Genomic DNA, 18,974 nt, shown 5'->3' with positions numbered 1-18,974 from the left:
CGGCGCGGCCTCACGGCCCCGCTCTCCTCAGTCCAGTCGCCGGCGCGGCCTCACGGGGAGTCCCCCAAAGGGAGGCATGGGGCACGTCCCCAGGGGCTCCTTGGGATGGTCTCCTCGGTCCAGTTACCGGCGGGATCTGAGGCGTCGGCGGCGGAGCGCCTTCGGGTCCTCATACGGAAATTGCGCGAACATTGTTCGGAGGCGTCCCGGTCGCCGTATCGGCAAGTAGATCTCGGTACGCTTCTGAGGCAAACTGTCCTGCGACTTTAGGAGCGCTTCGTGGCTTCCATCGAGGGCGTTACCGCCCGAGAGATCCTTGACTCCCGGGGTAACCCGACGGTCGAGGTCGACATCCTCCTGGACGACGGCAGCCAGGGGCGCGCCGCGGTTCCCAGCGGCGCGTCCACCGGCCAGTTCGAGGCCGTCGAGCTCCGTGACGGCGACGAGCGCTACGGCGGCAAGGGCGTGGAGAAGGCGGTTCTCGGCGTGACCGACGAGATCGCCGACGAGATCCTCGGGTTCGACGCCACCGAGCAGCGCAGCGTCGACCAGATCATGATCGACCTGGACGCCACGCCCAACAAGGCGCGTCTGGGCGCCAACGCGATCCTGGGCGTCTCGCTCGCCGTGGCCAAGGCCGCCGCGGACAGCGCCGAGCTGCCGCTCTTCCGCTACCTGGGCGGGCCGAACGCGCACCTGCTGCCCGTGCCGATGATGAACATCCTGAACGGCGGCGCGCACGCCGACACCAACGTCGACATCCAGGAATTCATGATCGCTCCGATCGGGGCGGAGACGTTCCGTGAGGCCGTGCGGATGGGCACCGAGGTCTACCACGCCCTCAAGGCGGTGCTGAAGGAGAAGGGCTACGCCACCGGCCTCGGCGACGAGGGTGGTTTCGCTCCGAACCTGCCCTCCAACCGTGACGCGCTCGACCTGATCCTGGTCGCCATCGAGAAGGCCGGGTACGTGCCCGGCGAGGACGTCGCGCTGGCCCTCGACGTGGCCGCCTCCGAGTTCCACTCGGACGGCGTCTACACCATCGACGGCAAGGGCCTGTCCGCCACCGAGCTGATCGCCTTCTACGAGGACCTGGTCGCGAACTACCCGCTGGTCTCCATCGAGGACCCGCTGGACGAGAGCGACTGGGAGGGCTGGAACGCCATCACCCGCGCCCTCGGCGACAAGGTCCAGCTGGTCGGCGACGACCTGTTCGTGACCAACCCCGAGCGCCTGGCCCGCGGCATCGCCGAGGGCACCGCCAACGCGCTGCTGGTCAAGGTCAACCAGATCGGCACCCTGACCGAGACCCTCGACGCGGTGGACCTGGCCCACCGCAGCGGTTACCGCTGCATGATGAGCCACCGCTCCGGCGAGACCGAGGACACCACGATCGCCGACCTCGCCGTGGCCACCAACTGCGGCCAGATCAAGACCGGCGCCCCGGCCCGCTCCGACCGGGTGGCCAAGTACAACCAGTTGCTCCGCATCGAGGAGCTTCTGGACGACGCGGCCCGTTACGCGGGTCGGGCGGCCTTCCCGCGTTTCCGGCGGTAGTTTCTTCTGGCGGCTCGCACCCGTTCCGAGCACGGGCCGCACCTCGGGAATGCCGGTCGCGGTCCGGCGTTCCCCAGGTGCGGAGATCGGCGACCGCCGGTGTCGGAGCCGCTGTGCGGGGCACGGTGGGCGGGGAACGGTGGACGAGGCCGCGAGAACGTGGGGACGAGGAGGGGCGCATGGCGACACGGCCGCAGTTGACGGGACGGGCCGCGGTCCTCGCGATCGTGGTGTGCGCGATCGCCATGAGCCTCGCCTACCCCATCAGGGAGTACGTCGCCCAGCGCCGCCAGATCGCCCAGCTGGAGCAGGAGAAGGCCAGGGAGATCGCCGCGATCAAAGCCCTGGACGACCGCCACAAGCAGCTCCTGGACCCCGGTTTCATCAAGCGGCAGGGCAGGGAACGGCTCTTCTACTGCGACCCCGGGCAGAAGTGCTACGTCGTCATGGGCGAGTCGCCCGCGCCGGGCAGGAACACGGCCGGTGAGCGGAGGGCGGTCGCCAAACCACCGTGGTACGAGACGCTGTGGGACTCGGTCAAGGCCGCCGACAGTGGCACCGGGCAGAAGGCGGCCAGGGCCGCCGGGTGACGCCGATACCCTGGTTGTCATCTTCTTGGGGGTGTCACGAATGGTTGATGACCGCGACGTGGCGGCGGTGGAGCGACAGCTCGGCCGGGCGCCGCGAGGACTGCGAGGGGTGGCGCACCGCTGCCCGTGCGGGCTGCCCGACGTCGTCGAGACCGCACCGAGACTGCCCGACGGATCGCCCTTCCCGACCCTGTTCTACCTCACGTGTCCCAGGGCCGCCTCGGCCATCGGCACGCTGGAGACCTCGGGGATGATGCGGGAGATGCAGGCCAGGCTCGCCGACGACGCGGAGCTGGCCGAGGCGTACCGGGCCGCCCACGAGGACTACGTGGCGCGCCGTGACAAGGCGGCCGCCGCGGACGGCCTGGAGCCGCTGCCCCGCGACATGCAGAGCACCGGGGGCATGCCCACCCGGGTCAAATGCCTGCACGCCCTGGTCGGGCACGAGCTCGCGGTGCCGGGGAGCAACCCCTTCGGCCGTGAGGCCCTTGACGCGCTCGGCGAGTGGTGGGCCGCCGGGCCGTGTGTGGACGTCGAAGACGTAGAGGAGAGCAAGTGATCCGCGTCGCCGCGATCGACTGCGGTACCAACTCCGTCCGCCTGCTCATCGCCGAGGTCGGCAGGGACAGGCTGATCGACGTCGAGCGCCGAATGGAGATCGTCCGGCTGGGGCAGGGGGTCGACGAGACCGGCAGGCTGGCGACGGACGCCCTGGAGCGTACGTTCACCGCCATGCGCGGCTATGCCGAGCTCATCGACCGGCACGCGGCCACCTCGGTCCGCGTGGTCGCCACCAGTGCGACGAGGGACGCCGTAAACCGGCAGGACTTCGTGGACGGCGTACGCGAGATCTTCGGCGTCGAGCCCGAGGTGATCACGGGCGTCGAGGAGGCGGAGCTGTCGTTCGTCGGGGCCACCCGCGAGCTGGTGCGGTTCTCGCCCGAGACGGGACTGCCCGCACCCGAAGGCACTCGCCCCCCGTACCTCGTGGTCGACATCGGCGGCGGCTCGACCGAGTTCGTGCTCGGCTCGACGCATGTGGAGGCCGCGTTCTCCGTCGACATCGGGTGTGTCCGGCTGACCGAGCGCCACCTGCGCGGCGCGGGTGACCCGCCGTCGGCGAAGGCGGTCGAGGCGGTGACCGCCGACATCGACGAGGCGCTCGACCGGGTCGCGGCCGAGGTGCCGGTGGAACGGGCGTTGACGCTGGTCGGGCTTGCCGGTTCCGTCACCACGGTCGCCGGAATAGCGCTCGGGCTGTCTGAATATGATTCGCAGAAAATTCACCATTCGCGAATTACCGCAGGTCAGGTGCATGACATCGCCGGCAGATTGCTTGGAATGACCGTTGAGGAGCGGGCGACGATTCCCGTCATGCACCCCGGCAGGGTCGACGTGATCGGGGCGGGCGCGCTCATCCTCGACCGGATAGTGACCCGTTACGGTTTCGGCGATGTGGTCGCCAGCGAGCGCGACATCCTCGACGGCATCGCGTGGTCCGTAGCCACCTCATAACAAGACCTAGACAATTCACCCGTTTAGGGAGTATTGAGGAAAGCTTCCCGTTTATGGTTAGGTAAAGAAGCTTTAGTGGGACTTTGCCGTGGGCCCGGCACAGCTTGTTGTCGGGGCGGCAACCGTCTCCAGGGCAAATCTTGCTTCCCAACGAACGGAGCATCCCCTCATGAAGTCCGGACTAGCACGAAAGCTAGCCGCAGCAGGAGCCAGCGCGGCCATGCTGGCAACCATGGCAGTAGGCATGCTGGCCACGCCCGCAGCGGCGGCCAGTGGATCGGGTCAGACGGTCGCGGCCGTCGCCAAGCCGAAGCCGAAGCCCGCGGTGTGGGCGGGCACTCCCAAGGCGTCTCCCTCGAAGTACGAGGGTGAGTGCCCGGTCAAGGTGACCTTCTCCTCGAAGATCAAGGTGAAGGCCGTCAAGGCCAAGACCACCGTCGCCTACCGGTGGTTGCGCGGAGACGGATCCAAGGGCAAGGTCCAGACCTTCACCTTCCGCGGCAAGGGCGTCAAGAGCTTCACCGTCAAGGAGAAGGCGACCTTCAAGGGCGACGTCAAGGGCTGGCAGGCCATCCAGCTCCTGGCTCCGCGTGCCGCCACCTCCGCGAAGGGCCGTTTCTCGGTCTCCTGTGGCGCCGGTGAGGACGACCACGAGGTCGTCAGGCCCGGTGTCGGTGCACAGGTGTGGGTCGACGAGGGTAACTGCGAGGCTACCCTGATCGGTCGGATCAACACCTCCGGCTCCCGCTGGGTGCGTTACCAGTGGGTCGTCAACGGCCGCGTCGTCGACCGTGACGCCGTTCGCGTCAACGGTTCGAGCAAGGTCTTCCACGTGATCAAGCCCCGTGACGACTTCAGGGGCTGGGCCGCGCTGGAGATCATCGACCCGGTCGAGACCTCGTCCAACCGCGCCTACTTCAAGATCTGGTGCAAGGACACGTCGCCGCAGGTCTCCACCTACGTCAGCGCCCCGACCGACTACGCCGGCACCTGCCCGGTGGCTCGCACGTTCACCGGCACGATCAGCGCCTCGCACGTCCGTGGCGCCGTGAAGTACCGCTGGATCCGCGACGGTGTCGCGGGCGACTGGCAGAGCGTCTACTTCAGCGGTCACGGCGCGCAGAGCCAGAGTGTGACCGACACCTGGACCGCTTCGGCGTCCGGTCACGCCAAGCGTGCGATCGAGATCTACGATGGCCCGACCAGTGGCACCGCGGTGGGCAAGGTCTTCTGCAAGCCCACCTCCACTCCCACTCCGACCCCGACTCCCACTCCGACCCCCACCGCGACTCTTCCCGCCTGATGGCCTGACAGTCGCGACAGCGCGCCCGGCGGCTGACGCCGGGACGTGTCCGGAGTGAAACAGGCGGCGTCCGCACCCAGCGGGCGCCGCCTGTCGCCTTTCCACTCCGATCGCCTCGCCTCCCCGGCGGGCCTGCGGGAGGCGAGGGGCCCGGTGGGCTCCGTGGTCTCCCGCATCGGGCACCATCGGATTCATGACCTGTGTTCCTCCCGGATCCGGCTGGCCCGGCGATCCCGCCCAGCCCGACACCCCCGTCGCCCACGACCCCGCCGAGGTGCGCGAGCTCGCGGAGAAGAGCGGCAGCCTCGCTGAGCTCACGGCCGCGCAGTCGGTCTGCAGGGCCTGTCCGCGCCTGGTGGAGTGGCGCGAGGAGGTGGCGACGGTCAAGAGGCGGGCGTTCGCCGAGGAGACCTACTGGGGCCGGCCCATCGCCGGATGGGGCGCGGAGCGGCCCGAGATCCTGATCGTCGGACTGGCTCCGGCGGCGCACGGTGGCAACAGGACCGGGAGGATCTTCACCGGCGACCGCAGTGGTGACTGGCTGTTCGCCTCGCTGTACCGGACGGGGCTGGCCGTACAGGAGACCAGCCTGCACGCGGGCGACGGGCAGCGGCTCGTCGGCGCGCGGATGGTGGCGGCGGTCCGGTGTGCTCCGCCCGCGAACAGGCCCGAGCCGGCCGAGCGGGCCACCTGCTTCCCCTGGCTGGCCCGTGAGGTCGCCCTGGTCTCGGCGGACGTACGGGTGGTCGTCGCGCTGGGAGGCTTCGCCTGGCAGGCGATCTGGCCCGCGCTGAAGGACGCCGGATACGCCCTGCCCCGGCCGAGGCCGCCCTTCGGGCACGGCGCCGAAGTGGAGATCACCTCCCCCGGGGGAGGTCCCGCGTACCTTCTCGGCTGCTATCACCCCAGCCAGCAGAACACCTTCACCGGCCGGGTGACCGCGCCGATGCTCGACGAGCTCTTCACCAGGGCGAACGCGCTCCGCGACTTGTGAATTCAATCACAATCAGAAGATCGACAGAAATTTTCGCAAGAAGAGAGGGTGTTTCTAACCGTCGGCGGAAATTTCGGATAAGTTGCCGTGCTTGCGGCTGGCGCGACCGGGGTCACGCACGTATGCTTGTGAAAGGTTTCACAAGCCTCGAGACTTAAGGAAGGCGTCGAAGTGGACCGCAACTCCAAGCACATCGTGGTGGTCGGTGGAGGCTATGTCGGCCTTTACACCGTGCTGCGCCTGCAGCACACGCTCCGCAAGGAACTGCGCGAAGGAAGCGTGCGAATCACTGTCCTCACCCCCGAGTCCCACATGACCTACCAGCCCTTCCTGCCCGAGGCGGCTGCCGGAAACCTCTCGCCCCGGCACGTGGTCGTCCCGCTCAGGCGCGTGCTCTCGAAGGCGACGATCCTCAACGGCAAGGTGACCAAGGTCAACCACGCCGCCAAGAGCCTCACCTTCGCGCCCAACGTCGGCACGGCGCATGAGATCGACTACGACATCGTGGTCATGGCCGCGGGCTCGATCTCCCGTACGCTCCCCATTCCGGGCCTGGCCGACGCCGCGATCGGTTTCAAGACCGTCGGCGAGGCGATCGCGCTGCGCAACCGGGTGCTTGAGCTCCTCGACCGGGCCGAGAGCGACGGCGACGAGGCCCTGCGCAAGCGGGCGCTGACGTTCGTCGTGGTCGGCGGCGGCTTCGCGGGTGTCGAGGCGCTCGCGGAGCTGGAGGACATGGCGGTCGACGCCACCCGCTACTACCGCAACATCTCCCGCGAGGACATGCGCTGGGTCCTCGTGGAGGCCACCGACCGCATCCTGCCCGAGGTCGGCCCCGAGATGGGCAAGTGGACCGCCGAGCAGCTGCGCGAGCGCGGCATCGAGGTCAAGATGAACACCCGCCTCGACTCCTGCGAGGGCGGCCTGGTCAAGCTCTCCGACGGCGACGAGTTCGAGTCCGCCACCATCGTGTGGACCGCCGGGGTGAAGCCCAGCCCGGTCGTCAACGCCGGAGACCTGCCCCTCGACGAGCGTGGCCGGATCAAGACGAGCACCCGGCTGACCGTGGTCGGCGTCGAGGACGCCTACGCGGCCGGAGACGTGGCGGGCGTGCCCGACGTGACCAACCCGGGCCAGTACTGCGCGCCCAACGCCCAGCACGCCGTACGGCAGGCCAAGGTCCTCGCCGACAACATCACCCGCAGGCTCCACGGGAAGGAGCAGATCGACTACCGGCACAGGTATGTCGGCTCCGTCGCGGGGCTGGGCCTGCACAAGGGGGTCGCCAACGTCTACGGGATCAAGCTCCGCGGGCTTGCCGCGTGGTTCATGCACCGCACCTACCATCTGTCGCGGGTGCCCACGATCAACCGCAAGGTCCGGGTGACGGCCGACTGGACCCTGGCGCTCTTCTTCAAGCGCGAGACCGTCTCTCTCGGAGAGATCGAGGAGCCACGTACGGAGTTCCGCGCCGCGGCGACGACCTGAGCCTCTCCGGGGGTGGACACTCGCGTCCACCCCCGGATTCGTCGTTGCCGACGGTGTGCTATTCCTTGACCGGGTTCCCGAATCCAGGGCGGGTCCGTAGATTTGGAGCAGTGAGTCATGCGACGGTTGGCTTGAGCAGTTACGCATGAGTGGTCCGTTACGTATGATTAGGCGCCCCCGTAGCCCAATGGCAGAGGCAAACCCCTTAAAAGGGTTCGAGTGAGGGTTCGAGTCCCTCCGGGGGTACCGCATTGCCCATTCGACAATCGGCCCGTGACCAGTGCAAATGTGGTCACGGGCCGATTTTTCTTACTGCTTGGGATTCGATGGGACCCTGGTATAAAATAGTAACCATGGGAAACGAGGCGAACCTGGAGCCGATGCTTCGGGCCAATGGGATCGCCCGGCAAGTGATCGATCACATCGGGGACAAGTGGTCCCTGCTGGTGATCGCGGCCCTGGGGCACGAGGCCCAGCGGTTCTCCCGGCTCAAGGCGCGGATCGAGGGGATCAATCAGCGCATGCTGACCCGGACGTTGCGGGCACTGGAGCGCGACGGCATCGTCGAGCGCAACGTCTATCCGACCTCGCCGCCCAAGGTGGAATACGTGCTCACCCGGATCGGCCGCGACCTCTCGGTCACCGTGACCGGTCTCTGCGAGTGGGCGCGCCGCAACCTCGACGAGGTCGAGGCGTCGCAGCGCCTTTTCGACGAGAGATCGGCGAAGGAGATGTGAGGTCCGGGAACCAGACGCGCCGACCGTTCGTTGGCAACATCGGCGGTAGCCGTACGGTCACTTGAACAACATGGATATCAGCACGATACGGCCGTGTGACAACCGATCTAATACGCTGATCGCGTAGGTCGCAGCGTGGAGGCAGCGATGGAGAGCAAGAACCCCGTATTCAGTCGGCAGGCCAAGGGGAATCAGCAGGGATGGGGCATGCCGACCCCCACCCCTGACCAGCTTCAGGGAATGTACAACACGCCGTCGTACGCGCCGCCCGCACAGCGGACGATGACGATCGACGACGTGGTCGTGCGTGGCTTCATCACGCTCGGCACGCTCGTTGTCTCGGCGGCGGTCGCCTGGGCGCTCAACCTCGGTATGGTCGCGGCGATCGTCGGCGTCATCGTCGGCCTGGTGCTGGCCCTGATCATCTCGTTCAAGCAGAGCACCAACCCCGCGCTGATCCTCGGCTACTCGGTGGCGTACGGCGTCGCCATCGGCGTGATCAGCCACGTTTACAACAACCTGTACAGCGGCATCGTCTTCCAGGCGGTGCTCGGCACGGCCCTGGCGTTCGGTGCCATGCTGACGGTCTACGCGTTGCGCATCATCCGGGTGACGCCGAAGTTCACCAAGTTCGTGGTGGCCGCGGGGCTGGGCCTGATGGGTCTCATGCTCGTCAACCTGCTCGCCGGCTTCTTCATCGAGGACGGCATCGGCATCCGCTCCGGTGGTCCGCTGGCCTACGTGTTCAGCATCGCCGCGATCCTCATCGGCTGCTTCTTCCTGCTGCTGGACTTCGACGAGGTCGAGCGCGGGGTGCGGGCCGGTGCCCCGGAGAAGTACTCGTGGCTGATGGCCTTCGGCCTGACCGTCACCCTGGTCTGGATCTACCTGGAGATCCTGCGCCTGCTGAGCTACTTCTCGAGTAGCGACTGACCGTGACGCCAGGAGGCCCCGCCGGATTCGATCCGGCGGGGCCTCCTTTTTTCTGAGCGGATGTGTGAGTGAACGGAAGGCAACGGGGGATAGACGAACCGCGACGAGAGAGAGCATCTCGGGGCTTGCCATCTGCGCTTTCGTGATGCACTGTCGAGCAAAGGAGCCTATCCGTGGAGGTGCCCATGTCGTTGAACCACTCAATGGAGACGCAGAGCAAGCTGATCGCGAGGGTCCCGGATATCACGGGACGTGCACTCCCCGAGTGGTTCCGAGCAATCGACAACGGTCCGTCGTTCCTTCGCTGTGATGAGCGCGCCACCTGGCTCGCGGACGAGCACGGGCTGTCCCACGGCTATGCCGCCGCCATAGTGCACGAGCACGAGCGGCACCGCCGTACCCGCCACCTGTAAGTCGACTATCTTCGCCAAGCCCGCGCCACCTTGGTGGTGCGGGCTCTGTCATGTGCGCCATGATGAGCTCATGGATCATGAAAAGGCGCGCGGATTCATCCGCGCCAACCATCGCGCGGTCATGCTGACCTCGCACGCGGACGGACGCCCGCAGCTCTCCCCGGTCACCGTGGGGCTCGACGCGGAGGGGAATCCGATCGTCAGCACCCGGGAGACCGCGGCCAAGGTCCGCAACCTGCGTAGGGACCCGCGACTCTCGCTCTGCGTGACCACCGACGCCTTCTTCGGCGAATGGATCCAGATCGACGGCACCGCGGAGATCATCTCGCTGCCCGAGGCGATGGAGACCCTGGTCTCCTACTACCGCGACATCTCCGGTGAGCACCCTGACTGGGACGACTACCGGGCCGCCATGGAGCGGGACCGGCGGGTGATCGTGAAGATCACGATCACCCGTGCCGGCCCCGACGTCCACGGCTGACCGGGGCCTCGGGGATCGGTCCCGGCCCCGGCCTCAGCTGAGGCGTTCCAGGACCATGGCCATGCCCTGACCGCCGCCGACGCACATGGTCTCCAGCCCGATCGACCTGTCGTGGAAGGCGAGGCTGTTGATCAGGGTGGAGGTGATGCGGGCCCCGGTCATCCCGAAGGGATGGCCCACCGCGATGGCGCCGCCGTTGACGTTGAGCCTGTCGATGTCGATGCCGAGATCCTGGTAGGACGGGATGACCTGGGCGGCGAACGCCTCGTTGATCTCGACGAGGTCCACGTCGCCGATGGACATGCCCGCCCTGGCCAGGGCCTGCTTCGAGGCCTCGACAGGGCCCAGGCCCATGATCTCGGGGGACAGGCCGGTCACGCCGGTGGAGACGATCCGGGCGAGCGGGGTGATGCCGAGCTCGGCCGCCCTGGTGTCGCTCATCACGATCACCGCGGCGGCGCCGTCGTTCAGCGCGCAGCAGTTGCCCGCGGTGACCGTGCCGTCGGGCCGGAAGACCGGTTTGAGGGTCGAGACGGCCTCGTAGGTGGTGCCGGCGCGGGGGCCGTCGTCCTTGCTCACCACGGTTCCGTCGGGCAGGGTCACCGGGGTGATGTCCTTCTCCCAGAAGCCGTTGGCGATGGCCTTCTCCGCCAGGTTCTGGGACCGGACGCCGAACTCGTCCTGCTCCTGCCGGGAGACGCCCTTCAGCCCGGCCAGGTTCTCCGCGGTCTGGCCCATCGCCACGTAGATGTCGGGCAGCAGGCCGTCCTCGCGCGGGTCGTGCCAGACCTCGCCGCCGCCCTCGGCGGCCCTGGCCGAACGGGCGCGGGCGTCGTCGAACAGCGCGTTCTGCGTGTCGGGCAGCGAGTCCGAGTTGCCCTTGGCGAAGCGGGAGACGCACTCCACGCCCGCCGAGACGAACACGTCGCCCTCGCCCGCCTTGATCGCGTGCAGCGCCATCCGGGTGGTCTGCAGGGAGGACGAGCAGTAGCGGGTCACGGTGGTGCCGGGCACGCTGTCCAGGCCGAGCAGGGTGGCGACCACGCGGCCGATGTTGAAGCCCTGCTCGCCGCCCGGCAGGCCGCAGCCCAGCATGAGGTCGTCGATCGTGGTCGGGTCGAGTTGGGGGACCTTGGCGAGCGCGGCCTGGATGATCTGTGCTGTCAGGTCATCGGGGCGGATCTCCTTGAGGGACCCCTTGAAGGCGCGTCCGATGGGCGAGCGCGCGGTCGCGACGATGACTGCCTCGGGCATGTGGCTCTCCTGGGTTCGTATCTGCTCCTCCAGCGGAGCGTACCGTGCGGTATGCCCGAAGCCACGCCCAGGGCGGCATTGAAACAGAACTTTGTACTGGATGCACAGTGCCCCGTCCGAGGACGGGGCACTGTCGCGAGTCGACCGCCCTCACGGGCTGCGGATGTCGCGCCCGGTGCCGGTCTCACACATCGGCCGCGGATGTCAGCCGTACATGCCGGGCGAGGTGCCGTCGCCGTCCTTGATCCCGTGGAGGCCGCCCTTCTCGTCGCGCCACATCCGCCAGCCGTTCTGGCTGCCGGTGAACCAGGCGGGCGGGACGCCCGGGCCGGACACCCGCTTGCCGTCGGCCAGCCTGAACTCGCACAGCGAGGCCACCGAGTAGAACCCGGAGTTCTGGCCCTTGAGCGCGAGCGGTTTGGGATCGGTCGCGCAGAAGGACCAGCCGTGCTCGTCCTTGACATCGGCGTTGCGGCCGGTGGAAAGGTCGAACGTGTTGCCCGGCTTGTCGTGTCGCAGGAAACCGACCTTCTCCATCCGGGGCGGGAAGGCCAGCCACCAGCCGGACTCGGGAACCTGCTCGGCGGAGATCTGGCCGAGCACCCGGCCGCTGTCGGCCTCCAGCCGGGCGAACCCGCCGTACTGGCCCTGCTGGTCGACCGGGCGGACCACCGGTGCGAAGCCGGGGCTGCCGCTGGGATAGACGCGGACCACCGACGGGCGCATCCAGTTGACGGTGCCGTCGGCGAGCTTGACGGAGAACAGGCCGAAGGCCGAGACCTTGCTCGTCTTCGGGTTGGTGTAGGGGGCGACGTACCCGACGAGGTTTCCCGTCGTCGCGCCGAAGGACCAGCCGCCCGACAGGTCGACCCCGGAGCCGAGGGCCTGCTCGACGGGGACCCGCCAGATGACCTTGCCGGTCTTCAGGTCGTGCGACTCCAGGACGGGATGGCGGGCGAGGCGGAGGAAGACCACGCGGGAGGTGTCGGACCACTCGACCTCGGCGATGCCGGGGAGCTTCCACGCGATCCTGCCGGTGACCGGATCGAGCACGACGACGCGGGCGCTCGCGAGCGCGGTGTGCTCGGACACGCACACGAAGGCTCCGCACCGCTGGGGGCCGAAGGTGGAGTGCACCGGGCGGCTCCATCTGCGTGCCCCGGTTCTGGCGTCGAGGCCGACGAGCGTGGCCTTCCAGCGCCCCCGCCTGGCGGGGTCGACCGTCACCGCGACGGTCTGCCCGGTGGCGGTCTCGACGATCGCGGGAGCGGGCACCCCCATCCCCGGCAGGCGGCCCGCCATGGTCGAGGGGTGGGACCACAGCTTCCTGCCGGTGGCGAGGTCGACGGCCACCGCCTCAAGCGTGCCGTCCGGCTTCATGGAGGTCGTCATGGCGACGCCATCGGCGACGGTGGTACGGCTGACGGCGTTCACCTCGGTGTTGTGCCAGGTGGGATGGTCAGGGGTGGCCGCTTCACTGCCGGAGCAGCCGCCCAGGGTCAGAGCTCCGGCGAGCACCAGGGCCGGTTTCGCGAGGGGCCGGATCACGGGTATTCCACTCCAATGCGGGCGAGGCGTTACGGCTTCGCGGCGGAGGGTGACCGTGTTCAGGCGCTGTCGGGCCGCTTTCCGGGCCTCCGGCCGAGCAAGGTCACCCATCGTCCCTGGGGTCCGGTCGCTCGACCGGCGACACGGGTCGCGGAGACCTCGGCGCCGGGCTCCTCCGCGGCCTTGGCCGCCGCGAGGTAGATCGACTCAGCGCGCTGGACGCGAGGTTCGGGCCACAGCTCCAACGCACTGCATACGGAAGGTAGCACTGCGTAAGCTATCTGGAGATAGCCTTGGCTAGATGGGTGATAACGATCAAGGCCGAACATCTCCGACGGGTTCATGTCGAACTCCGGCCCCAGCAGGTCCGCGAAGGCCACGGTCCGCCCGCCCGCCTCGACCACGGCGACGGTCTGCGCGGCGGCCAGCTGGCGGCTCCATCGCCTGGTCACCCAGCGCAGCGGCTGCGCGATCGGCCTGACCGTGCCGAGGTCGGGACAGGTGCCCACGACCACCTCCGCCCCCGCCTCCCGCAGCCGCCGGACCGCTTTCTGCAGGTGTCGTACGGCCTGGGCCGGTATGGTCTGCGAGGTGACGTCGTTGGCGCCGATGAAAATGACCGCGATCTCAGGCCGGGCCTTGAGCACCTCGTCGACCTGGTCGCCCAGCTCCGCGGAGGTCGCCCCCGACCTACCCGCCACGGTCAGCCGCACCGGCCGCTCGGCGATCACGGCCAGCCCGTTGGCGATCAGCACGGCGGGTGTCTCCGCGGGGTCCGTGGTGCCCAGGCCGACGGAGGTGGAGTCACCGAGCATGGCCATCCGGATCGGCTCACCGCCGAAGGCCCCGTACACGCCGTCGGAAGGCGGTCCGTCCATGCCGTGCGGGCGGCCGACCGTGCGGCGCGCCACCATAGCCTCGGCCAGCAGCAGCCCGTAGGTCACCGCGCCGAGCAGGGTGACGCCTCCCCCTCCCAGTGCGGCCGCCGCGGCGATGCGACGGGCGGCTCGCGCCGTCCCGGGTGTCCAGATCACGTGACGTTGCTCCCTCCGTACGGGGCGGTAGCGTTGCCTTGGAACATGGTCGAGGTCCCGCCACCCCCATGGGACCACGGCGATCAACACAACAAGCTGACAGAGCTTTGGTATTTCGAGGTGATATCCCGGTGCGCGTACATGACTCGCTCGTCGAACTGATGGGCAACACCCCTCTCGTCCGGCTACAGAAGGTGACGGAGGGTATTTCCGCCCAGGTGCTGGCGAAGGTGGAGTATTTCAACCCAGGCGGTTCGGTGAAGGACCGCATCGCGGTGCGGATGATCGACGCCGCCGAGAAGTCGGGCGAGTTGCGGCCGGGGGGCACGATCGTGGAGCCCACCTCGGGCAACACCGGAATCGGCCTGGCCATCGTGGCGCAGCAGCGGGGGTACAAGTGCCTGTTCGTGGTGCCGGACAAGGTGGCCCAGGACAAGATCGCGGTGCTGCGCGCCTACGGTGCCGAGGTCGTGGTCTGCCCGACGGCGGTCTCTCCCGAGCACCCCGACTCCTACTACTCCGTCTCCGACCGGCTGGCCAAGGAGACGCCGAACGCCTGGAAGCCGGACCAGTACTCCAACCCGAACAACCCGGAGAGCCACTACCACTCCACGGGCCCGGAGATCTGGGAGCAGACCGAGGGCCGGATCACCCACTTCGTGGCGGGCGTCGGCACCGGTGGCACGATCAGCGGCACCGGCCGCTATCTCAAGGAGGTCTCCGGCGGCCGGGTTAAGATCATCGGCGCCGACCCGGAGGGCTCGGTCTACTCCGGCGGCACCGGGCGGCCGTACCTGGTGGAGGGCGTCGGCGAGGACATCTGGCCGGCCACCTACGACACCACGATCTGCGACGAGATCATCGCGGTCTCCGACAAGGACTCCTTCGGCATGACCCGCCGCCTGGCCCGCGAGGAGGCGTTGCTGGTGGGCGGCTCCTGCGGCATGGCGACGGTGGCGGCGCTGCGGGTGGCCTCGCAGGCCGGCCCTGACGACGTGGTCGTGGTGCTGCTGCCCGACGGTGGCCGCGGCTACCTTTCGAAGATCTTCAACGACGAGTGGATGGCCGACTACGGCTTCCTGACCACCTACAGCGACGAGGGTCTGGTCAAGGACGTGCTGACCCGCAAGAACTCCGGTATGCCGGAGTTCGTGCACACCCACCCGTACGAGTCGGTCGACACGGCCATCTCGATCATGCGCGAGTACGGCGTGTCGCAGCTTCCGGTGATGAAGGAGGAGCCGCCGGTCATGGCCGCCGAGGTGGTCGGTTCGATCCTGGAGCGAGACCTGCTGGACGCCCTGTACCGCGGCCGGGTGCGGCCGACCGACCCGCTCGCGGCCCACATGTCGCAGCCGCTGCCGACGCTCGGCGCGGGGGAGCCGATCTCCATCGCCGTCGAGGCGCTGGAGAAGGCCGACGCCGCGGTCGTCCTCGACAACGGCAAGCCCGTCGGGCTGCTCACCCGCCAGGACCTGCTGGCCTTCCTCGCCAACCACTGAGCTCGCCAATCACTGAGACCACCCGAACGCCGGCCGGGAGACCCCGGTCGGGGTTCGGAGCGTCCCTGCGGGTCAGAGGGGGAACTCGGCCGTCACCTCCCAGGCACCGGAATGGGTGGGCCCGGCCATGAGCCTGCCGCCGAGCGCCTCGACGCGCTCGGCCATGCCCACCAGGCCGAAGCCGCCGCCGAGGTGGGAGATCCTGACATCGGACGCCGAGCCGTAGTTGCGCACCCGCAGCCGCACGGTGTCCCCGGCCGTGTTTTCCCGGTTCCCCGGCTCCCAGCCGTTCCCCGCGCGCCTGCTCTCGGCCCAGGCGCGCAGGTCGGAGCCGTCGGTCAGCCTCAGGTCCGCCTCGACCCAGCCGGTGCCGGGAGCATGCCGGCGGACGTTGGTCAGCGACTCCTGGAGGACCCGGTGAAGGGTGGTCATCACCTCCGGGGCCACGGTGCCGTCGGTGATGCCCTGACCGATGTCGAAGGCGACCTGGGGGCCGGTGGCGGAGAAACGCTCGACCATCGTGCGCATGTCCATGAGCGTGCTGCCCGGTGAGCGGGTGGCCTCGTCCTGCGCGCGGAGCACGCTGACCAGGCGGCGCATCGAGGTCAGCGCGTCGGCCCCGGCGCCGGCGATCGCCTCCAGGGAGGGGATCACGGCCTCCGGCTTCCGCTCGGCGACGACCTTGGCGGCCTGCGCCTGCACCACGATCCCGGTGATGTGGTGGGCGACCAGGTCGTGCAGCTCCCTGGCCAGCTCCAGGCGCTCGGCCCGCCGTACCGATTCCACGGCCTCCCTGCGGCGCTCCTGCTGGAAGCGGAGGTAGGCGCCGATACCGGCGGCGAACGACCAGCTCACGAAGAGCAGGAAGCCGGTGACCACACTGGCGGTCGTCTCGTTCAGGCGTACACAGGAGGCCTCCAGCACGACCATCGCCGCCAGTGAGAACAGCGCGGCCCGCCGCACCGGCTCGATCGCGCGCAGCCCGCCGACGGTGAGGACCAGCAGCGTTCCGATCTCGGCCAGGCCGGGTCCGCCGTTACCCCCGGCGACGCCGACGGCCAGGCTGCACAGGAACGACACCGTCAGCAGGGCGACGAACCCGCCGACCCGCAGGCGGCGGCGCCACAGCACCGCCGCGACGCCCAGCACACCGCACACCAGAACCGGCCACATCGCCTCCCCGCCCGCGCTCGTCGTGATCAGAACGTCGAGCAGCAGGAGCAGGAGGAGCCAGCCGATCAACGCGATCTCGCTGAGCCTTTTGACCCAGTAGACGAGCCGGTTCGTTTCCCCCACGGTCCCAGAGCCTAAACCTGAAGGGGGAGGTGACGTATCGGCCGTTCGGCTGAGCCGTCCCGGTTCGAACCGGCCCTTCAGCGGAGGCGGTACCGGGGCGGCCGCACCGATGCTTGAGACGTCGAAGGGGGAGAGGGAAATGACTGTCGTCGGAATTCTGCTGCCGGTCGTCGGCCTGCTGGTCGGCGTCGCCCTGACGCTCGCCGACCCGGTCCTGCTCTCGCGGATTACCGGGGAGCGCACCGAGGGAGTCACGAAGGGCGGTGCGTAACGGTTGTCCGTGCTCCTCACCGGGGAGCGCGCCGAGGGAGTCGCGGAGGGCGGTGTGGTGCGGTTGTCCGTGCTCCTCAGTGGGAGAGTGCGCCGAGGGAGTCGCGGAGGGCGGTGCGGAGCGGTTGTCCGTGCTCTGTGGGCGCCAATGTTGCGAGTAGCGTTGACCCCATGAACCAAGGATTCGAGACGCTGGCCATCCACGCAGGTCAGGAACCCGACCCCTACACCGGGGCGGTGGTTCCGCCGATCTACGCGGTGTCCACCTACAAGCAGGACGGCGTGGGCGGTCTGCGCGCCGGATATGAGTACAGTCGGTCGGCCAACCCGACCAGGACGGCGCTGGAAGAGGCCATGGCCGCGGTCGAGGGCGGCAGCCGCGGTCTGGCCTTCGCCTCGGGCCTGGCGGCCGAGGACACGGTGCTCCGTACGATCTGCAAGCCGGGCGACCATGTCATCATCCCGAACGACGCCTACGGGGGCACCTACCGTCTGTTCGCCAAGGTGTACGAGCGCTGGGGGCTGCACTACGACCCGGTGCCGCTGGGCGACCTGGCGGCGGTGGCGGCCGCGGTGACCCAGAAGACCAGGATCATCTGGGTGGAGACGCCCACCAACCCGCTGCTCGGCATCGCGGACATCGCGGCCCTGGCCCAGCTCGCGCGCGACTGCGGCGCGTTGCTGGTGGTGGACAACACCTTCGCCTCCCCGTACCTGCAGCAGCCGCTGGCGCTGGGCGCGGACGTTGTCGTGCACTCCACCACCAAGTACGTGGGCGGCCACTCCGACGTGGTCGGCGGTGCGCTCGTCGCACGCGACGCCGGGCTGGGCGAGGAGCTCGCGTACCACCAGAACGCGATGGGCGCGGTGGCCGGGCCGTTCGACGCCTGGCTGACGCTGCGCGGTCTCAAGACGCTCGGGGTGCGGATGGACCGCCACTGCGCGAACGCCGAGCGGGTGGTGGATCTGCTACTCGCCCATCCGCGGGTCACCTCGGTGCTCTATCCGGGCCTGGCCGATCACCCCGGTCACGAGGTGGCGGCCAAGCAGATGAGGCGCTTCGGCGGCATGGTCTCCTTCCGGATGGCCGGAGGGGAGGCCGAGGCGGTCGAGGTGTGCGACCGGACCAGGCTGTTCACCCTGGGCGAGTCGCTCGGCGGTGTGGAGTCGCTGATCGAGCACCCCGGCCGGATGACCCACGCCTCCGTGGCGGGCTCGCCGCTGGAGGTCCCCGGTGACCTGGTCCGCCTGTCGGTCGGCATCGAGTCGATCGACGATCTCCTCGCCGACCTCACCCAGGCGCTGGGGTAGGAGCGCGGGCGTGCTCAGGCCGGGTTGAACCAGACCATCAGTGCCAGGATGACGATCCAGATCAGCACGATCACGCCGGAGAACGCGGCGATCCGGCCGACCTGAACCTTGGCGTCGTCCTCCGGGCTCTCGCTGGAGAGGACCCGGATGGCGGCGCCCTGGTCGCGGGCCACCATGAACAGCAGTCCCAAGGTGACGATGAAGAGCGTCATGGAGACCGACAGGTACGGCCTGCCGAGGAACTCGCGGCCCAGCAACAGGCCGAACAGGAAGATCCCCAGGGAGGCGAGGCCGTAGATACGGGTGGTCTTGTGCAGGTAGCGCAGGACGTCGACGTTCTTGGCACGGATGAATCTGGGAGTGGACATCATGGCGGCGGTCACCGGGCCCAGGGCGAAGATCGAAAAGCCGATGTGCAGCCAGAGCAGCAGGTCTGTCATGCGCCAGACATTAGTCTTCGTCGATCTCTTCTGGGTACGGCTCGCTTGGCCGTCACCGACCTGCAGTGATCTTTTGAAGGAGGTTCCGGTGCGGCGGGCGGGCGGGCGGGTTCCGGCCCCTTGGTCGTCCCGCGGGTGCGGTGAAGACCGGGTCGGCCGGACATCCGGGGGGATGTCACTCGCCGTCGATGGTGTCGTGCCTGTCCCGGCCGTGCGGGACCATGCACAACTCGAAGCAGACGCAGACAATGAGCATCAGTGCCACGAGAATTCCCGCGAGCATCGGACTCATTCCTCCCCCTTGAATT

The 18,974-nt window shown here is 68.7% G+C and carries 19 protein-coding genes and 1 tRNA gene; 15 read left to right on the top strand and 5 right to left on the bottom strand.

Translation table 11 applies throughout. From position 1 onward, the window contains the following. The first annotated feature begins 279 nt into the window (after positions 1-279). The 12 genes from eno to ABZU75_RS27500 all read left to right on the top strand — a co-directional run bounded on the left by eno (position 280) and on the right by ABZU75_RS27500 (position 10,011). The gene (gene eno, locus ABZU75_RS27555) at positions 280-1,557 is read left to right on the top strand and encodes a phosphopyruvate hydratase (RefSeq protein WP_355560006.1); all 1,278 of its coding nucleotides are present in this window, start codon (positions 280-282) and stop codon (positions 1,555-1,557) included. A gap of 179 nt (positions 1,558-1,736) precedes the next feature. After that, a complete protein-coding gene (locus ABZU75_RS27550) occupies positions 1,737-2,147 on the top strand; it encodes a septum formation initiator family protein (protein WP_350926780.1) in 411 nt (136 codons plus the stop codon). 40 nt (positions 2,148-2,187) lie between these two features. After that, positions 2,188-2,706, top strand: a complete 519-nt coding sequence (locus tag ABZU75_RS27545) for a DUF501 domain-containing protein (protein ID WP_355560003.1) — start codon at positions 2,188-2,190, stop codon at positions 2,704-2,706. Continuing rightward, positions 2,703-3,662 carry a Ppx/GppA phosphatase family protein gene (locus ABZU75_RS27540; RefSeq protein WP_355560000.1) on the top strand — a complete coding sequence of 320 codons (960 nt, stop codon included), beginning with the start codon at positions 2,703-2,705 and terminating at the stop codon, positions 3,660-3,662. The genes ABZU75_RS27545 and ABZU75_RS27540 overlap by 4 nt, the downstream gene beginning before the upstream one ends. A 232-nt stretch (positions 3,663-3,894) precedes the next feature. Then, positions 3,895-4,965 (top strand): hypothetical protein, encoded by a 1,071-nt coding sequence (locus ABZU75_RS27535; protein ID WP_355559998.1) that lies wholly within the window; start codon positions 3,895-3,897, stop codon positions 4,963-4,965. Between the two features lie 193 nt (positions 4,966-5,158). Beyond that, on the top strand, positions 5,159-5,959 hold the full coding sequence (locus ABZU75_RS27530; protein WP_355559995.1) for a uracil-DNA glycosylase: 801 nt from the start codon (positions 5,159-5,161) through the stop codon (positions 5,957-5,959). Between the two features lie 171 nt (positions 5,960-6,130). Next, the gene (locus ABZU75_RS27525; protein WP_350926770.1) at positions 6,131-7,447 is read left to right on the top strand and encodes an FAD-dependent oxidoreductase; all 1,317 of its coding nucleotides are present in this window, start codon (positions 6,131-6,133) and stop codon (positions 7,445-7,447) included. 173 nt (positions 7,448-7,620) lie between these two features. Beyond that, positions 7,621-7,693: transfer RNA gene (locus tag ABZU75_RS27520), tRNA-Leu, on the top strand. A gap of 107 nt (positions 7,694-7,800) precedes the next feature. Continuing rightward, the gene (locus ABZU75_RS27515; protein ID WP_350926768.1) at positions 7,801-8,184 is read left to right on the top strand and encodes a helix-turn-helix domain-containing protein; all 384 of its coding nucleotides are present in this window, start codon (positions 7,801-7,803) and stop codon (positions 8,182-8,184) included. Between the two features lie 147 nt (positions 8,185-8,331). After that, positions 8,332-9,117, top strand: a complete 786-nt coding sequence (locus ABZU75_RS27510) for a Bax inhibitor-1/YccA family protein (RefSeq protein WP_355559990.1) — start codon at positions 8,332-8,334, stop codon at positions 9,115-9,117. Positions 9,118-9,302: 185 nt separating this feature from the next. Continuing rightward, entirely contained in the window at positions 9,303-9,530 is a 228-nt protein-coding gene (locus ABZU75_RS27505; RefSeq protein ID WP_350926868.1) for a DUF4287 domain-containing protein, read from the top strand. Between the two features lie 70 nt (positions 9,531-9,600). Continuing rightward, the gene (locus tag ABZU75_RS27500) at positions 9,601-10,011 is read left to right on the top strand and encodes a PPOX class F420-dependent oxidoreductase (RefSeq protein ID WP_350926764.1); all 411 of its coding nucleotides are present in this window, start codon (positions 9,601-9,603) and stop codon (positions 10,009-10,011) included. A 33-nt stretch (positions 10,012-10,044) separates the two neighbouring features. On the opposite strand, the gene ABZU75_RS27495 is transcribed toward ABZU75_RS27500, so the two are convergent. The 3 genes from ABZU75_RS27495 to ABZU75_RS27485 form a co-directional block, all read right to left on the bottom strand. Beyond that, positions 10,045-11,265, bottom strand: a complete 1,221-nt coding sequence (locus ABZU75_RS27495; RefSeq protein WP_355559986.1) for an acetyl-CoA C-acetyltransferase — start codon at positions 11,263-11,265, stop codon at positions 10,045-10,047. Positions 11,266-11,469: 204 nt separating this feature from the next. Next, positions 11,470-12,813, bottom strand: coding sequence for a PQQ-binding-like beta-propeller repeat protein (locus tag ABZU75_RS27490; protein ID WP_355559983.1), 1,344 nt, complete (start codon positions 12,811-12,813; stop codon positions 11,470-11,472). Between the two features lie 59 nt (positions 12,814-12,872). Continuing rightward, the gene (locus ABZU75_RS27485) at positions 12,873-13,847 is read right to left on the bottom strand and encodes an SGNH/GDSL hydrolase family protein (RefSeq protein ID WP_355559980.1); all 975 of its coding nucleotides are present in this window, start codon (positions 13,845-13,847) and stop codon (positions 12,873-12,875) included. Positions 13,848-13,978: 131 nt separating this feature from the next. Between ABZU75_RS27485 and ABZU75_RS27480 the strand changes: the two genes are divergently transcribed. Further along, a complete protein-coding gene (locus ABZU75_RS27480) occupies positions 13,979-15,349 on the top strand; it encodes a cystathionine beta-synthase (protein WP_355559978.1) in 1,371 nt (456 codons plus the stop codon). Positions 15,350-15,421: 72 nt separating this feature from the next. On the opposite strand, the gene ABZU75_RS27475 is transcribed toward ABZU75_RS27480, so the two are convergent. Continuing rightward, complete coding sequence (locus ABZU75_RS27475; RefSeq protein WP_355559975.1) at positions 15,422-16,645, bottom strand: histidine kinase; 1,224 nt, start codon at positions 16,643-16,645, stop codon at positions 15,422-15,424. 139 nt (positions 16,646-16,784) lie between these two features. Here ABZU75_RS27475 and ABZU75_RS27470 point away from each other — a divergent pair, with 139 nt between their 5' ends. Continuing rightward, positions 16,785-16,916 (top strand): hypothetical protein, encoded by a 132-nt coding sequence (locus ABZU75_RS27470; protein ID WP_355559972.1) that lies wholly within the window; start codon positions 16,785-16,787, stop codon positions 16,914-16,916. Positions 16,917-17,086: 170 nt separating this feature from the next. Then, complete coding sequence (locus ABZU75_RS27465; RefSeq protein WP_355559969.1) at positions 17,087-18,226, top strand: cystathionine gamma-synthase; 1,140 nt, start codon at positions 17,087-17,089, stop codon at positions 18,224-18,226. A 14-nt stretch (positions 18,227-18,240) separates the two neighbouring features. Here ABZU75_RS27465 and ABZU75_RS27460 read toward each other — a convergent pair whose 3' ends face one another. Further along, positions 18,241-18,666, bottom strand: a complete 426-nt coding sequence (locus tag ABZU75_RS27460; protein ID WP_355559966.1) for a hypothetical protein — start codon at positions 18,664-18,666, stop codon at positions 18,241-18,243. Positions 18,667-18,974 lie beyond the last annotated feature (308 nt).

Origin of the sequence: Streptosporangium sp. NPDC005286, from assembly GCF_040607515.1 — a bacterium.
Taxonomy (GTDB): Bacteria; Actinomycetota; Actinomycetes; order Streptosporangiales; family Streptosporangiaceae; genus Streptosporangium.
This window is presented reverse-complemented; position numbering and strand designations above follow the sequence as displayed.

Excerpts from the sequence above, each read along its gene's own strand:
- ABZU75_RS27510 (WP_355559990.1), top strand. The coding sequence starts at position 8,332 with ATGGAGAGCAAGAACCCCGTATTCAGTCGGCAGGCCAAGGGGAATCAG.
- ABZU75_RS27550 (WP_350926780.1), top strand. The coding sequence starts at position 1,737 with ATGGCGACACGGCCGCAGTTGACGGGACGGGCCGCGGTCCTCGCGATC.
- ABZU75_RS27465 (WP_355559969.1), top strand. The coding sequence starts at position 17,087 with ATGAACCAAGGATTCGAGACGCTGGCCATCCACGCAGGTCAGGAACCC.
- ABZU75_RS27505 (WP_350926868.1), top strand. The coding sequence starts at position 9,303 with ATGTCGTTGAACCACTCAATGGAGACGCAGAGCAAGCTGATCGCGAGG.
- ABZU75_RS27470 (WP_355559972.1), top strand. The coding sequence starts at position 16,785 with ATGACTGTCGTCGGAATTCTGCTGCCGGTCGTCGGCCTGCTGGTCGGC.
- ABZU75_RS27545 (WP_355560003.1), top strand. The coding sequence starts at position 2,188 with ATGGTTGATGACCGCGACGTGGCGGCGGTGGAGCGACAGCTCGGCCGG.
- ABZU75_RS27460 (WP_355559966.1), bottom strand. The coding sequence starts at position 18,666 with ATGACAGACCTGCTGCTCTGGCTGCACATCGGCTTTTCGATCTTCGCC.
- ABZU75_RS27515 (WP_350926768.1), top strand. The coding sequence starts at position 7,801 with ATGGGAAACGAGGCGAACCTGGAGCCGATGCTTCGGGCCAATGGGATC.
- ABZU75_RS27535 (WP_355559998.1), top strand. The coding sequence starts at position 3,895 with ATGGCAGTAGGCATGCTGGCCACGCCCGCAGCGGCGGCCAGTGGATCG.
- ABZU75_RS27495 (WP_355559986.1), bottom strand. The coding sequence starts at position 11,265 with ATGCCCGAGGCAGTCATCGTCGCGACCGCGCGCTCGCCCATCGGACGC.
- ABZU75_RS27530 (WP_355559995.1), top strand. The coding sequence starts at position 5,159 with ATGACCTGTGTTCCTCCCGGATCCGGCTGGCCCGGCGATCCCGCCCAG.
- ABZU75_RS27500 (WP_350926764.1), top strand. The coding sequence starts at position 9,601 with ATGGATCATGAAAAGGCGCGCGGATTCATCCGCGCCAACCATCGCGCG.